The 12,258-nt window shown below is 75.0% G+C and carries 13 protein-coding genes and 1 pseudogene; 3 read left to right on the top strand and 11 right to left on the bottom strand.

From position 1 onward, the window contains the following. Positions 1-5: 5 nt before the first annotated feature. Both uraH and uraD read right to left on the bottom strand, forming a co-directional pair. Complete coding sequence (gene uraH, locus ABFX46_RS38470; RefSeq protein WP_346048932.1) at positions 6-335, bottom strand: hydroxyisourate hydrolase; 330 nt, start codon at positions 333-335, stop codon at positions 6-8. Continuing rightward, positions 332-841, bottom strand: coding sequence for a 2-oxo-4-hydroxy-4-carboxy-5-ureidoimidazoline decarboxylase (gene uraD, locus ABFX46_RS38465; protein WP_346048931.1), 510 nt, complete (start codon positions 839-841; stop codon positions 332-334). The genes uraH and uraD overlap by 4 nt, the downstream gene beginning before the upstream one ends. Before the next feature lie 54 nt (positions 842-895). Here uraD and ABFX46_RS38460 point away from each other — a divergent pair, with 54 nt between their 5' ends. Next, entirely contained in the window at positions 896-2,314 is a 1,419-nt protein-coding gene (locus ABFX46_RS38460) for a PucR family transcriptional regulator (RefSeq protein ID WP_346048930.1), read from the top strand. Positions 2,315-2,330: 16 nt separating this feature from the next. On the opposite strand, the gene ABFX46_RS38455 is transcribed toward ABFX46_RS38460, so the two are convergent. Beyond that, complete coding sequence (locus ABFX46_RS38455; protein WP_346048929.1) at positions 2,331-2,693, bottom strand: SbtR family transcriptional regulator; 363 nt, start codon at positions 2,691-2,693, stop codon at positions 2,331-2,333. A gap of 52 nt (positions 2,694-2,745) precedes the next feature. Between ABFX46_RS38455 and ABFX46_RS43655 the strand changes: the two are divergent. Further along, a pseudogene (locus ABFX46_RS43655) lies at positions 2,746-3,042 on the top strand (MFS transporter); the annotation flags it as partial. Positions 3,043-3,501: 459 nt separating this feature from the next. Here ABFX46_RS43655 and ABFX46_RS38445 read toward each other — a convergent pair. Genes ABFX46_RS38445 through ABFX46_RS38415 form a run of 7 tightly spaced genes read right to left on the bottom strand, consistent with a single transcriptional unit; the run spans position 3,502 to position 10,537 of the window. Further along, entirely contained in the window at positions 3,502-4,362 is an 861-nt protein-coding gene (locus ABFX46_RS38445; protein ID WP_346048927.1) for an alpha/beta fold hydrolase, read from the bottom strand. A gap of 55 nt (positions 4,363-4,417) precedes the next feature. Beyond that, on the bottom strand, positions 4,418-5,149 hold the full coding sequence (locus ABFX46_RS38440; protein WP_346048926.1) for a Clp protease N-terminal domain-containing protein: 732 nt from the start codon (positions 5,147-5,149) through the stop codon (positions 4,418-4,420). Between the two features lie 49 nt (positions 5,150-5,198). After that, the gene (locus ABFX46_RS38435; protein ID WP_346048925.1) at positions 5,199-6,113 is read right to left on the bottom strand and encodes an NAD-dependent epimerase/dehydratase family protein; all 915 of its coding nucleotides are present in this window, start codon (positions 6,111-6,113) and stop codon (positions 5,199-5,201) included. Between the two features lie 8 nt (positions 6,114-6,121). Then, positions 6,122-7,633, bottom strand: a complete 1,512-nt coding sequence (locus tag ABFX46_RS38430; RefSeq protein ID WP_346048924.1) for a class I adenylate-forming enzyme family protein — start codon at positions 7,631-7,633, stop codon at positions 6,122-6,124. Then, a complete protein-coding gene (locus ABFX46_RS38425; RefSeq protein WP_346048923.1) occupies positions 7,630-8,784 on the bottom strand; it encodes a cytochrome P450 in 1,155 nt (384 codons plus the stop codon). Before ABFX46_RS38425 ends, ABFX46_RS38430 begins: the two co-directional genes overlap by 4 nt. Further along, entirely contained in the window at positions 8,781-9,533 is a 753-nt protein-coding gene (locus tag ABFX46_RS38420; protein ID WP_346048922.1) for a glycosyltransferase family 2 protein, read from the bottom strand. Before ABFX46_RS38420 ends, ABFX46_RS38425 begins: the two co-directional genes overlap by 4 nt. Before the next feature lie 2 nt (positions 9,534-9,535). Continuing rightward, positions 9,536-10,537 (bottom strand): 3-oxoacyl-ACP synthase III family protein, encoded by a 1,002-nt coding sequence (locus tag ABFX46_RS38415; RefSeq protein ID WP_346048921.1) that lies wholly within the window; start codon positions 10,535-10,537, stop codon positions 9,536-9,538. Between the two features lie 189 nt (positions 10,538-10,726). Here ABFX46_RS38415 and ABFX46_RS38410 point away from each other — a divergent pair, with 189 nt between their 5' ends. Beyond that, complete coding sequence (locus tag ABFX46_RS38410; protein WP_346048920.1) at positions 10,727-11,935, top strand: cytochrome P450; 1,209 nt, start codon at positions 10,727-10,729, stop codon at positions 11,933-11,935. Between the two features lie 52 nt (positions 11,936-11,987). Here ABFX46_RS38410 and ABFX46_RS38405 read toward each other — a convergent pair. Then, positions 11,988-12,258: hypothetical protein (locus ABFX46_RS38405; RefSeq protein WP_346048919.1), on the bottom strand; the 271-nt coding region annotated here is incomplete at its 5' end.

Genomic DNA, 12,258 nt, shown 5'->3' with positions numbered 1-12,258 from the left:
CGCCGCTAGCTCCCCCGGTAGGTCGAGTACGCGAACGGGCTGATCAGTAGCGGGACGTGGTAGTGGCGCCCGGGATCGTCGATCGTGAAGGCCACGGTGACCTCGGGGTAGAAGTCCGACAAGCCACTGGTCTCGAACGTCAGCCGGTGCACGCCCCTTCCGGGGTCCGCGCCCCACTCCTTGATCCGGCCGTCGGCGTCGGTGCGGGCCTCGGCCAGCGTCGTCCAGCCGTCTCCGTCCCCGTCTCCGTCGCCGTCGCGCCGGTCGAGCCGGACGGCCACGCCCGCGGCCGGCAGCCCCTTCGCCGCGTCCAGCACGTGCGTCGACAGGCTCATCCGCCGTTCTCCCTCGCCAGTCGCGCCAGCCGCAGGTCGACGATCGCGGCCAGCTCCCTCCGGACGACGTCCCGTTCGGTCTCCACGTCATTCCCCAGCCGCTCCCGAAGATCCGCGAGCATCTCCGGGCCCGACCGCCCGGACGCGCAGATCAGGAACACATGCCCGAAACGCTCCTCGTAAGCCCGGTTGTCGTCGGCGAGCGCGTCCCTCAGCTCCGCCGCCGCGCCGTCCATCCCGGACTGCTCGCCCCGGGACCAGCCGGCCTCCCGGCCCTGCCCGCGCGCCCGCTCCCCGATGCGCGGGTGCGCCGCGAGCGCCTCCTCGACGTCGGGCCACTCCAGCTCGTCCAGCACGCGCTTCGACGCGGCCAGCAGCGCGCCGAGGTCGCCGTGCCCGGAGACGGCCGCGACCCAGCGCCGGGACGCGCAGCACGCCAGGAGATCGGCCTCGCTCAGCTCCACATCTGCCAGTAGACACAGCCGCTCCAGGGCGGGTCGAGGCACAGGACGTCCGAACTGTGGTCCCGGTCACGCACGTCCTTTTGTAGCTTTCTCCATATGAGGTTGCGTTCCCTGCTCGCCATGCCCGAACTGCGACTGGAGGTCGTCACCGGGGCGGACGAACTGGACCGCGCGATCAGATGGGTCGTCACCACCGACCTGCTGGACCCGGGCCGCTACCTGCGCGGCGGGGAACTCGTGCTGACCGGCCTCGTCTGGCGGACCCGCCCCGCCGACTCCGAGGCGTTCGTGCGCGCCCTCGCCGAAGCGGGCGTGTCGGGCCTCGCCGCCTGGGACCTGACGCTCGGCACCATCCCGGGCGACCTCGTCGACGCCTGCCGGCGCCACCGGCTCCCCCTGTTCAAGGTCCCGGAGGACGTGGCGTTCGCGACCGTCACCGAGGAGGTCGTCCGGAACCTGTCCGGCGCCCGCGCCGCCGACCTCGCCGCCGTCCTGGACCGGCACCGCCGCCTCGTCGAGGGCACCGGGCTGGGCGCCGTCCTCGACCTGGTCGGCCACTGCCACGTCCTCACCCCGACCGGCCGCGTGGTCGCGGGCCCGCCCCCGCCCGACCCGGCCGCCCTCGCCCGCGCCTTCCTCACCGCGCCGAACCTGCCGCACCACGTCCCCGCCCTCGGCGCATCGCTCTTCCCGGTCGCCGCGGGCACCCCCCGGATCGCCGACTGGTTCATCGCCTTCGAGGGCGACTTCACCGACTGGCCCGCCGAGCGCCGCGCCCTCACCGCCGAACTCGCCGCGATCACCGCGCTGGAGCGGGCCCGCCTGGACGCGCCGCGCACCACCGACCTCCGCACCGCCTCCCCGGAGGACCTCGGCCTGCCCGCCGGCGCCCCCCTCGTCGCCGTCGCCGCGTCCGGCCGGGGCACGCTGCGCCCGGCCGACGTGCGCGCCGTCCTCATCGAGATCCTCCCGTCCCCGGTGATCGGCCCGCTGGAGGACGAGCTGCTCGCACTCGTGCCGTCCGCCGGGAACGACGTCGCCGCCGAGATCCAGGCCGCACTGGACTTCCTGGCCCCCGGACTGTCCGGAGGCGGACTCGCGGTCGGCGTCAGTGACGCGGTCGCGGGCAGCGGCCTGCGCGGCGCCGTCGAAGAGGCCCGCCACGCCCGCCGCCTCGCCGCCGCCCGCCCCGCGCCCGTCTGCGTCGTCCGGCACGACGAACTGGCCACCCACGTGCTCCTGCTGGCGAGCGTCCCGGACGACGTCCGCCGGATGTTCAAGGTGCGCCTCCTCGACCCGCTGCACGACTACGACAGGACCCACGGCGCCGACCTCGTCCGCACTCTGGAGACGTTCCTGCGGAACTCCGGCAGTTGGACGCGCTGCGCCGAACAGCTCCATCTGCACGTGAACTCCGTCCGCTACCGGATCCAGCGGATCGAGGACCTGACCGGGCGGGATCTCTCCCGCCTGGAAGACCAGGTCGACTTCTTCCTCGCGCTTCGCCTGCCCTGATCCCCGCGCGCCGGGATCAGGGGGCCAGGGCGGGGGGTTCGCCGGAGAGCGGGGCAGGGCCGGGGCGGCGCAGTCCGTCCAGGACGATCTGGAGGTTGCGCTCCCACTGGCGGGCGCCCGCCCGGAGGCCCAGGGTGTGGGGGCCGGTCGAGGACGCGGCGACCATGAGGAACGCCACGTCCTCCCAGGTCGCGTCCGTACGCATGGCACCGGCCCGCTGGGCCCGCTCCACCAGGTTCCGGATGCGGTCCCGCAGTTCGGCTCGGGAGGGTCCGAGGACGTCGCCGAGGCGCTGGTTGACGTCGCACAACTCGTTGCGAAGGCGGATGTAGGAGAAGGCGAAGGCCGTGAACCCCGCCCAGGGGTCGGGATCGGCCATCCCCTCGTCGCCCTTGGCGGTGATCTCCTTCCTCAGCTTCGCCGCGCTGCTGATGCTGGGCGGCGGGCTGGCGACCCGGTTGGGCGCGAGGCGGGTCTACCTGTGCGGCATGGGAGTCTTCGGTTTCGCGTCGCTGGCCTCCGCGCTGGCACCCGGCATCGACGTGCTGATCGCGGCGCGGCTCCTGCAGGGGGCCGGAGCGGCGCTGTTCATGCCGAGTTCGCTCGCGCTGCTGGTGCGGGCCTTCCCCGACGCCCGGGAACGCGCGAAGGTGCTCGGCGTCTGGTCGGCGGTCGTCTCGTCGTCCATGGCGCTGGGTCCGACGGTCGGCGGCATCATGGTCGGCGCGTTCCGGTGGCCGAGCGTCTTCCTGATCAACGTGCCGATCGGCGTGGCGGGCATGCTCCTCACCCGCCGGCACATCGCCGCCGCGGAGGGCGACGCGCTGCCCCTGGCGGTCGCCGGGCACAGCGCCGTCATCGTGCCGTCCAGCAGGTCCGCGGGGCGACCCCGCTCCAGGCCGGGCTGCAGCTCCTGCCGCTCACGGTCTTCATCCCGATCGGCAACATCGTCTTCGCCCGCATCTCCGGACGCGTCGCGGCCGGTCCGCTCCTCACCCTCTCCCTGCTGGTCGCGGGCGCGGCCTCGCTCTGCCTCATCGCCCTCTCCCCCTCGACCCCGTGGTGGCTGCCGGCCGTCGCGTTCGGCCTCGTCGGCGCCGCCTACCTTGCCGGGGCGCTGGTCGCCTGGCGCCTCATCCGCGGCGTGGAGGCCGTCCCGCCGCCCCGTCCCCGTTCACCGGTCCCGCTCAGGAGGTGTGGCGGAGCAGGGCGGGGATGACCGTGTCCCAGGTTCGGCTCGGGAGCCCGCCGCCGCCCGTGCGGGGCAGGACCAGCAGTTCGGCCTTGGGGATCTCGGCGGCCAGGGCCTCGGCGTTGCCGACGGGGAAGAACGGGTCGTCCTCGCCGTGGACGACGAGGGTCGGGGCCGTGAGGCCGGGGAGGCGTTCGCGCCAGCGGGGGCCGCAGTCCAGGGCGGCGAACTGGACGCCCATCTGGTCGACGCGGTGGGTCGCGCCGTCGTCGCTCGGGAGGGTGCGGTCGTGGACGCGCCCGATGTTCGCGCGGGCCTCGTCCTCGTCGAAGTCGCGGCCGCCCATGTGCCGGGCGTTGTTCACCTGGAACGCGACGATGGACTCGCGGTCCGTCCAGTCCACCTCCGGCGGGCTCATGAAGTGCTCCATGAGCTCGGGCGCGTGGTCGGGGAGGTCGGGGTCGGCGGGGCCGGGGGCGGTGGGCCGGGTGCCGACCAGGGTGAGGGTGGCGACGCGGCCGGGGTGGTCGAGGGCGAGGAGCTGGGCGATCCAGCCGCCGGGGCCGGCGCCGACGACGTGCGCCCGGGGCAGGCCGAGCGCGTCGAGCAGGGCGGCGGCGTCCGCCACCAGGTCGCGGAGGGTGTAGGACGGTGCCTCCGGGTCGCCGGCCGCCGAGCGGCCGGTGCCGCGCAGGTCGTAGCGGACGACGAAGCGGCGCAGTGCCGCGAGGCGCTCGCAGAGGGCGTCGGGCCAGGTGAGCATCGTGTTCCCGATCAGCAGCACCGGGACGTCGGCGGGGTCGCCGAAGGTCTCGGCGCAGAGGTCGACGCCGTTGGCGGTGATGAGCTTCTCCATGCCCCTACCGACTCCGGCGGCGCCCGGAACTCATCGGGCGCCGCCGTTCGGGCGTTCAGCCGTTCTGTCCGGCGGTCAGCGCGGCCAGGGCCGCGGTGATGTCCGCTTCGGCGGCCGCCTTGTCTATGCCGGCCTCGGAGAGGATGCCGGTGCCGTTCTCGTGTTCGAGGAGCGCGAGGAGGATGTGCTCCGTTCCGATGTAGTTGTGGCCGAGGCGGAGGGCCTCGCGGAAGGTGAGTTCGAGGGCCTTCTTGGCGTCCTGGTCGAAGGGGATGAGCGCCGGGAGGTCGTCGGACTCCGGCGGCAGCGCGGCGGTGGCGGCCTGCCGGACGGTGTCCAGCAGGACGTCCTGCCCGGTGATCGCCTTGGCCGCGAGCGCCTCGGGCTCGGAGAGCAGGCCGAGGACGAGGTGGGCGGGGGTGATCTGCGCGCTGCCGGCGGCGCGGGCCTCGTTCTGCGAGGCGATGACGACGTTGCGGGCGCGGGTGGTGTACCGGGAGAAGCCCTGGGACGGGTCGAGGTCCGGAGAGGCGTCCTTGGGGACGAAGCGCTTCTGCGCGGCCTGCTTGCTGACGCCCATGCTCGTGCCGATGTCGGTCCAGGACGCGCCGGAGCGGCGGGCCTGGTCGACGAAGTGGCCGATGAGGTGGTCGGCGACCTCGCCGAGGTGCTCCGCGGCGATCACCGCGCTGCTGAGCCGCTCGAGGGCGTCGGTGTGGACCTTCTTGATGGCGTTGATCAGCTCGTCCAACCGGACCTGGCCGACCGCCTGGGTGGGTTCCGTCATGCGTCAACCTTAGGTTGACGATTCACGATCGTCAACCCGAGGTTGACGATTACCAGCCGGCGGCTCCGGCGAAGGTCGTCGCGTGCGGGTCGAAGCCGAGGGCCGTGCGCGCCGCCTCGATGTCGAGGGTGCGCTCCACGGCGAGATGGCTGATCGCGTACCGGGTGATGCGCGGGGGTTCGGGACGGCGGGCCAGGAGGAACGCGCCCTCGGCCGCGGCGGCGAGCGGGCGGGCGACGGCGGCCGGGATGTAGACGGGCCTCGCCTCGATGCGGCGCTCGCGGAGGATCTCCCGGAACGCGTCGTCGATCACCACCGGGGCGGCGTCGGCGATGTTGAAGACGCCCGAGGCCACCGGGCCCGCGGCGGCCAGCAGGCAGGCCTGGACGAGGTTGCCGACCGAGGTCAGGCTGATGCGCTGGCGGCCCGTCCCGACGGCGGGCAGCAGCGGGCCCCGGACGGCCGAGAGGACGCGCGGCAGCAGGGTCGTGTCGCCCGGCCCGTAGACCGCGTGGGGCCGGAGGACGATCGCGCCGCGGTCCAGGGCCAGGCGTTCGGCGGCGGCCTTCGAGGCGCCGTAGGCGTTCATGTAGCGGGACACCGGGGCCTCGTCCTCGCGGGCCATGACGCTCGGGCGGAACGGGTCGTACACGCTGGCCGTGCTGACGTGGACGAACCGGGCGTCCGGGAAGGCGGCGAGGGCGTTGCGGGTGCCGGTGAGGTTGGCGGCGAAGATCATGCGGGCGGGTCCCCAGTCGGTGGCGCTGCCCGCGCAGTGGACGACGGCGTCGACGCGGGGGGCGTCCGGGACCGGGCCGCGGGTGAGGTCCCATGACCGGTAGAGAGCCCCGCCCACATGGGCCTCGGGTGTGGACGGACGGCGGCCGAACGCGTACGTCGTGACGCCCTGGGCCGCCAGTGCCCGGCACACCGCGCCGCCGACGAAGCCGGATGCCCCGGTCACGGCGATCCTCACGGCGTCACCAGGGCGCGGAGCCGGTCGCGGTCGAGCTTGCGGGTCCGGCCGGCGCGCGGCAGTTCGTCCAGGACGACGATGCGGTCGGGCAGGGCGTCGTGGTCGATCACGTCCGGGAGGGTGCGGTGCAGGCGCGCGTCGAGTCCGGGCGGGCCGACCACCGCGAGGACGACCTCCTCGTCCCCGGTCCGCGGGTCGGGGACGCCGACGATGGCCGCTTCGGCGACGCCGGGGAGCGCGGCGACCGACGGTTCGTACAGGCCGGGGTACAGGTTGAACTTGCCCCTGATCAGCATGTCCTTCTTGCGTCCCATGAGGACGAGGCGTCCGCCGTCCAGGCGGGCCAGGTCGCCGGTCGGGAGCTCGGTGCGGGGGTCCGCGCCGAGGTAACCGCGGCACAGGTTGGGGCCGGACAGCAGGAGTTCGCCGTCCTGCGCCAGGCGCACGCCCACTCCGGGCAAGGGCGCGCCCAGGAGGTCGCCCGCCCCCGACTCCGTGTGCGCGAGCTTCTCCTCGGCCGACGCGATCGCCACCGGGAGGATCTCCGTCATCGCGTACACGGACAGGACCTCGGCGGACGGCGCCGCCGCGATCGCCCTCCGCAGGATCGGCGCGGGCGCGGGCGCCGCACCGAGCAGGACATGCCGGACGGACGGCGGCAGCTCCGGGACGGCGTCCAGGATCTCCGCCAGATGGACGGGGACGCAGAACGTGTGCGTGGCGCCGCGCTCGCGCATCAGCCGGGCGAAGCCGGCCGGCGAGCAGAACAGCGGCGGCATCGACCAGCGGGCGCCCGCGATCAGCGTGGGCAGGCCGAGCATGAGCTGGTCGGTGTGCACGACGTCGCCGGGGCCGAGGGGCAGCCGGGCCCGGAACAGGTCGAGCGCCGCGGCGAGCGACGCCTGGGTGTGGACCACCGCGCGCGGGTCCGCCGTCGTCCCCGAGGTGAAGATGACGGCGGCGGGGGCGTCCGGATCGGTGTCCCGGTCCGGCTCGGGAGCCGCGCCCCGGACCAGGCGGGCGAAGGACAGCGCGCCGCGCGGGACGCCCGGCAGGCGGCGGCCCACGTGGACGTGCCGCATCGGGCCCTCGCCGGGGATCCGCAGGTCGGCGAGGTTCGGCAGGAGCAGCCCGCGCCGCCGGGCGTACGCCCGGACGGGCCGCAGCCGGCTGCCCGCGTACAGCACCGACTCCGCCGCCGACCAGCGCGGACGCGCCAGCCGCAGCCGCGCGGTGAACATCTCGGGCCCGGCTCCCGGGTCGGCGAAGACGACCACTCCCCCGGCCGCGACCACGCCCAGCGCCAGGACGAGCGACTCCGGCGACGGGCGCACCGAGAACAGCACCCCGTCGCCCGCCGCGAGACCGCTCGACAGCAGCCCGTGCCGGACGGCGAGGACCTGCCGCCGGAGGTCGCCGTACGTCAGTTCCGCCCCGTCCCCGGCGATCAGCGCGACGGCGCCGGGGGTCTCGGCCGCCTGGTCGAGCAGCCTCCGGACGAGCGTCATGCCGCCGCCTCCGATCGGACGGCCAGGTACCGGTAGGTCGGGATCAGCACGCCGCGCGCCGCCGCCCGCCGCGTGACGGCCAGGGGCGCGGCGGTGAGGAGGGTCCGGGCGGCCAGCCGGATCTGCGCCATCGCCAGCGGGTAGCCGATGCAGAAGTGCGGCCCCGCACCGAACCAGAGGCGGCGCAGCTCGGGTGGGTGCGGGCGGTCGAGGTCGAACGGGCCGTACGCGCGGCAGCAGGTGTGCGTGGCGATCAGCACCCGGTCGCCGGGGCGGATCGCGACGCCCGCGACGGCGGCGGGCCGGTGCACGCTGCGCAGCATGACCGGTGTCGGCGTCGTCACGCGCATGGCCTCCTCGATGGCCCGGTCGAGCAGGGAGAGGTCTCCCGCGACGCGCGCCAGCTGCCCGTGGTCGGCGAGGAGCGCGATCAGGCGGGGCAGCAGCGTCGCGACGGTCTCGGTGCCGGTCAGGAAGAACGCGCCGGCCGCGCCGCGCGCCTCGTCCTCGGACAGGCCGAGCGCCCGCATCCGTCCCATGACCGTGGACTCGTCGCCGGCCAGGTACGCCTTCGCCGCGATGTCGCCGAGCGGGTCGAGGACGCCGCGGGCGCGCCGCACCTGCGCCGGGGAGAGGCGGCGCGTCCGCAGCGACACCATCGCGACGATCCGCTCGCCCTGCTCGAACAGGTCGCGGTAGGCCGCCTCGCCGCCGCCCTCCAGGCCGATGACCTCGCCGATCACCGTGCCGGCCATGACGCGCGCGAAATCGACGAGGTCGACGGTCGCGCCGCGCGCGAGGCGGTCGGCGAGCCGGTCCAGGGGGCCGGCCAGCACCCGTGCGCACAGCGCCTCGGTGTAGGACGGGACGAACAGGTCGGTGAGGCGGCGCCGGAGCGCCCGGTGCGCCTCGCCCTCCATGTTGAGCAGGACGGACGGGCCCAGCACCGGCGTCCACAGTTCGCCGGGCGAGCCGGGGCCGTCCTTGCGGAACGTCTCGCCGTCCATCAGGACCTCGCGGGCCGCGCGGGCGTCGTTCACCACCACGCCGACGCCGGGCACGCGGACGACGGGGCCGCGCCGGGCGACGGCGCGCAGCAGCGGGTACGCGAACGGATGCGCGGTCGTGTAGAGCCGCTCCTCCCAGTTCACCGGATGTCCACGACGGCCGGGCGGTAGCGGTGGTCGGCGTACCAGCCGAGCGTCCTGACCAGGCCGAACGCGCGCAGCCGCCGCACCGACCCGTAGACGGTCACGTCCTTGCGCAGGCCGTAGGCGTCGGTGAGGTAGCGGACGCGGTTGACGAGCGCGCGGTCCTCGTGGACGTCCTCGATGCGGGTGCGCGGGAAGCCGCCCGACCGCTCGTACAGGTCGGCGGTGATGGCGACGTTGCAGCCCGGCATCATCACGTACGGGCCGAGGTAGAGCGGGTCCTGGTTGCCGGGGCGGAAGCGTCCGAAGAGGGCGGCGAGGTCGATGACGGCGGGCAGCAGGCGCCGCTCCCAGAACTTTAGCGCGAACTCGTCGGTGCGGGGCAGCAGCGGCCCGGACACCATCTCCAGCCCGTCGCCGAACGCGCGCTTGACCGCCGCGATCCAGCCGCGGTGGGGCAGGCAGTCGGCGTCGGTGCGGGCGACGTGCGTGGCGCCGGCGCGGATGGCGTGCCGGAAGCCGGTGTCGGCGGCGGCGCCCGTCCCCTTCTCCGGCTCGTGGACGATCCGGACGTTGAACGCGGGGTTCCCGGCGGCGAACTCCTTGACGACCTGCACCGTCCCGTCGGTGCTGGCGTTGTCGACGACGACCAGGGAGAACGCGGTGTCGGTCTGCTCGGCGAGGCGGCGCAGCGTCGCGCCGACCGACCGCTCCTCGTCGTAGGCGGGGATGACGACCCAGAGGTCCATGGTCACAGCTCCGCGAACATGACGCCGAGGCTGACGCCGCCGGCGAGGCCGATGAGCGCGACGCGGTCGCCGGGGCCGCAGCGCCCCTGCGCGCGGGCGGTCGCGATCTGCAGCGGCAGGCTCGCGGACGCGACGTTGCCGTGCTCGGGGAGCGTCACGACGAGCCGGTCGGCCGGGATGCCGAGGATCGAGCGCAGCACCTCCAGATACGGCAGCGTCACCTGGTGGACGGCGACGACCGCGAAGTCGTCCCAGGTCAGGCCGGTCTTCTCCAGGGCGGTCGTGAAGATCTCCGGGCCGTTGGCGACGAACGCGTCCTTGAGCCGCCGCCCGTCGCCGCTGAAGTAGGTGTAGTCGGGGTCGCGGGGGTGCATCGAGCCGCCCGCCGGGAGCGTCCCGACCTGCCAGGCGCTGGAGACGGCGGCGAAGTCGCGGTAGAAGATCCCGCCGTCGGGGGCGGCCTCGACGAGCATCGCGGCGCCGCCGTCGGAGAGCGTGTAGCCGGCGAACGCGTCCACGAACTGGGCCCGGTCGCGGACGTTCCAGCGGATCGCGCGGGACGGGCTCTCGCCGGTGCAGACCAGCACGCGCTCGTGCTGCCCGGTGCGGATCAGCGCGTCCGCCATCTGCAGGCCGTTGAGGAAGCTGTTGCAGGCGTTCTTCACGTCGAACACCGGGCAGGCCGCGCCGAGCTTGGCGGCGACGATGTGCGCGGTGGCGGGCTCGATGAGGTCCTGCGACGCCGAGCCGAAGACCAGCAGGTCGACGCCGGCCGGCGCGACGGCGCGCTCGGCGAGGACGCGGCGGGCTGCGGCGACGGCCAGGTCCGACGCCTGCTCGTCGTCGCGCATGACGTGCCGGGCGCGGATGCCGGTCATCCGCTCCACGATCGTGGGGTGCGGCCGGTACCCGGCGCTCTCGGCCGCGACGCGGGCCTCGACCTCGGCACTGGTGACCGTCCGCTCCGGCAGGTGCGCCGCGACGGCGGTGATGCGGGCTCTCATGGGCTGGGGTCCCCCGGTTCCTCGTGCTCGGTGTCCGGCAAGCCTCGCCGGGGCCGGGCGCCTCCGGTGAGGGGAACCCTACGGAACAACCGCCGGGCGTTGTACCCGGTTCGCCGTGAGTACCGCCACTCACCCGGATTGAGTAGTACCGCCTTTTCGTCCAGATTCCCAACCCGGCACAATCACGGCATGACCAGCACAAAGATCCCCGCACCGGCCCGTATGGCCGCACGGTACGCGGCGCGGCATGAGGCACGGCTGCTGTGGGAGGCGAACCCGTGGCTGTTCGCGCTGCTGGAGGCCGCGCGGCACACCGGGCCGATCGCGCGGGTCCCCCGGCTCGGCTGGGTGGTGACCGATCCCGTGCTGGCCCGGCAGGTCCTCAACGACCACGCCGCGTTCGGCATGAACGGCGAGGGCGGCGTCGGCCACCTGTGGACGCAGTTGTTCGGGGACGAGATGGGGCAGTTCTTCGGCGGCGCGCGGCACGCCGAGGTCCGCACCCGCGCCCGCGACCTGTTCACCGAGGACGCCGCGCGGGCCCTCGTCGAGCGCTCCCAGGGCCGGTACCACGCCGCGCTGGCCCACCGGCTCGCCGACGGCGGGGCCGTGGACGTCGCCGACGCCGCCCGCGTCCTCGCCGGGCGGATGGTCGCCGACCTGCTCGGCCTGCCCGCCGACCGGGGCGACGCCGCCTACCGCGAGCTGTTCGGCGCCGGGGAGCGGCTCGCCCGGCTGGCGCTCGGCACCACCGCGTCCACCGGCCTCGACGCGGCGGTCGTCGCGCGGGCCCGCGGCATCGTGGACGAGATCACCGCCGGCGTCCCGCACGCCTACCGGACCGCCGGGCCGGACACCCTGCTCGGCCGCTGCCGCGGGATGGACCTCGGCCTGCCGCTCGCCCGCGGCCTCGCGACCCTGCTGGTCATCGCGGGGACGGAGACCGGCGCGTCCGGGACGGTCCGGACGGCGGCGCTGCTGCACGACACCGGCCGGCAGCGGGCGCTGCTGGACGACCCGTCCCTCATGGACAACGCCGTGCGCGAGGGCCTGCGCGTCGCGGCCCCGGCGCCGGTGATCGGGCGGCACGTCAGCCGGGACGCGACCGTCGGCGGGCGGCGGCTCCGCGCGGGCGAGCGGGTGCTGCTGCTGACCTACCGGGCGACGAACGGCGCGGGACCGTTCGACATCCACCGGGAGTACGTCCCCGAGACGCGGCAGCTGTGGTTCGGCGGGGGCCGCCACCTGTGCCTCGGCGCGTCCGTCGCGCGCACGCAGGTGGCGCGGATGCTGGCGACGCTGCTGTCCGGCGGGCGCCCGTACCGGGTGGTGTCGCGGCGCGCGGCCCGCCGCGTCCTCGTCCCCGCCTACGCGGAACTGGCGGTGCGGCTCGCCTAGGGAGGACTCGCCCAAGGCCCGCCCAGGCACGGCTCGCTCAGGGGCGGCTCGCCTAGACCTCGGGGATCACGACGGTCGGGGGCGCCTGCGTGGCGGGGGCCGTCGGGGTCGGGGCGGGCTCCGGGGAGTGCGTGATCGTCGGGCTGACCGGGCGGACCGGCTCGGCGTCGCGCGGCGCCGAGTTCCACCACCAGAGCCCGAAGGAGATCGCGAACAGCACCAGCACGCCGCCGATCAGCTGGAGCACCGCCCGGCGGTGGCTCGGCTCGCGGTCGCGGCGGCGCCGCGCGCCGGCCCCGTCGCCCCGCGCCCGGCGGGCGGCG

The sequence above is a fragment of the Actinomadura chokoriensis genome (assembly GCF_039529475.1).
GTDB lineage: Bacteria > Actinomycetota > Actinomycetes > Streptosporangiales > Streptosporangiaceae > Spirillospora > Spirillospora bangladeshensis.
This window is presented reverse-complemented; position numbering and strand designations above follow the sequence as displayed.

Coding starts and splice junctions, on each gene's coding strand:
- ABFX46_RS38440 (WP_346048926.1), bottom strand. CDS start 5,149: ATGACGGAACCCACCCAGGCGGTCGGCCAGGTCCGGTTGGACGAGCTG.
- ABFX46_RS38410 (WP_346048920.1), top strand. CDS start 10,727: ATGACCAGCACAAAGATCCCCGCACCGGCCCGTATGGCCGCACGGTAC.
- ABFX46_RS38445 (WP_346048927.1), bottom strand. CDS start 4,362: ATGGAGAAGCTCATCACCGCCAACGGCGTCGACCTCTGCGCCGAGACC.
- ABFX46_RS38460 (WP_346048930.1), top strand. CDS start 896: ATGAGGTTGCGTTCCCTGCTCGCCATGCCCGAACTGCGACTGGAGGTC.
- ABFX46_RS38455 (WP_346048929.1), bottom strand. CDS start 2,693: ATGGCCGATCCCGACCCCTGGGCGGGGTTCACGGCCTTCGCCTTCTCC.
- ABFX46_RS38420 (WP_346048922.1), bottom strand. CDS start 9,533: ATGGACCTCTGGGTCGTCATCCCCGCCTACGACGAGGAGCGGTCGGTC.
- ABFX46_RS38415 (WP_346048921.1), bottom strand. CDS start 10,537: ATGAGAGCCCGCATCACCGCCGTCGCGGCGCACCTGCCGGAGCGGACG.
- uraH (WP_346048932.1), bottom strand. CDS start 335: ATGAGCCTGTCGACGCACGTGCTGGACGCGGCGAAGGGGCTGCCGGCC.
- ABFX46_RS38430 (WP_346048924.1), bottom strand. CDS start 7,633: ATGACGCTCGTCCGGAGGCTGCTCGACCAGGCGGCCGAGACCCCCGGC.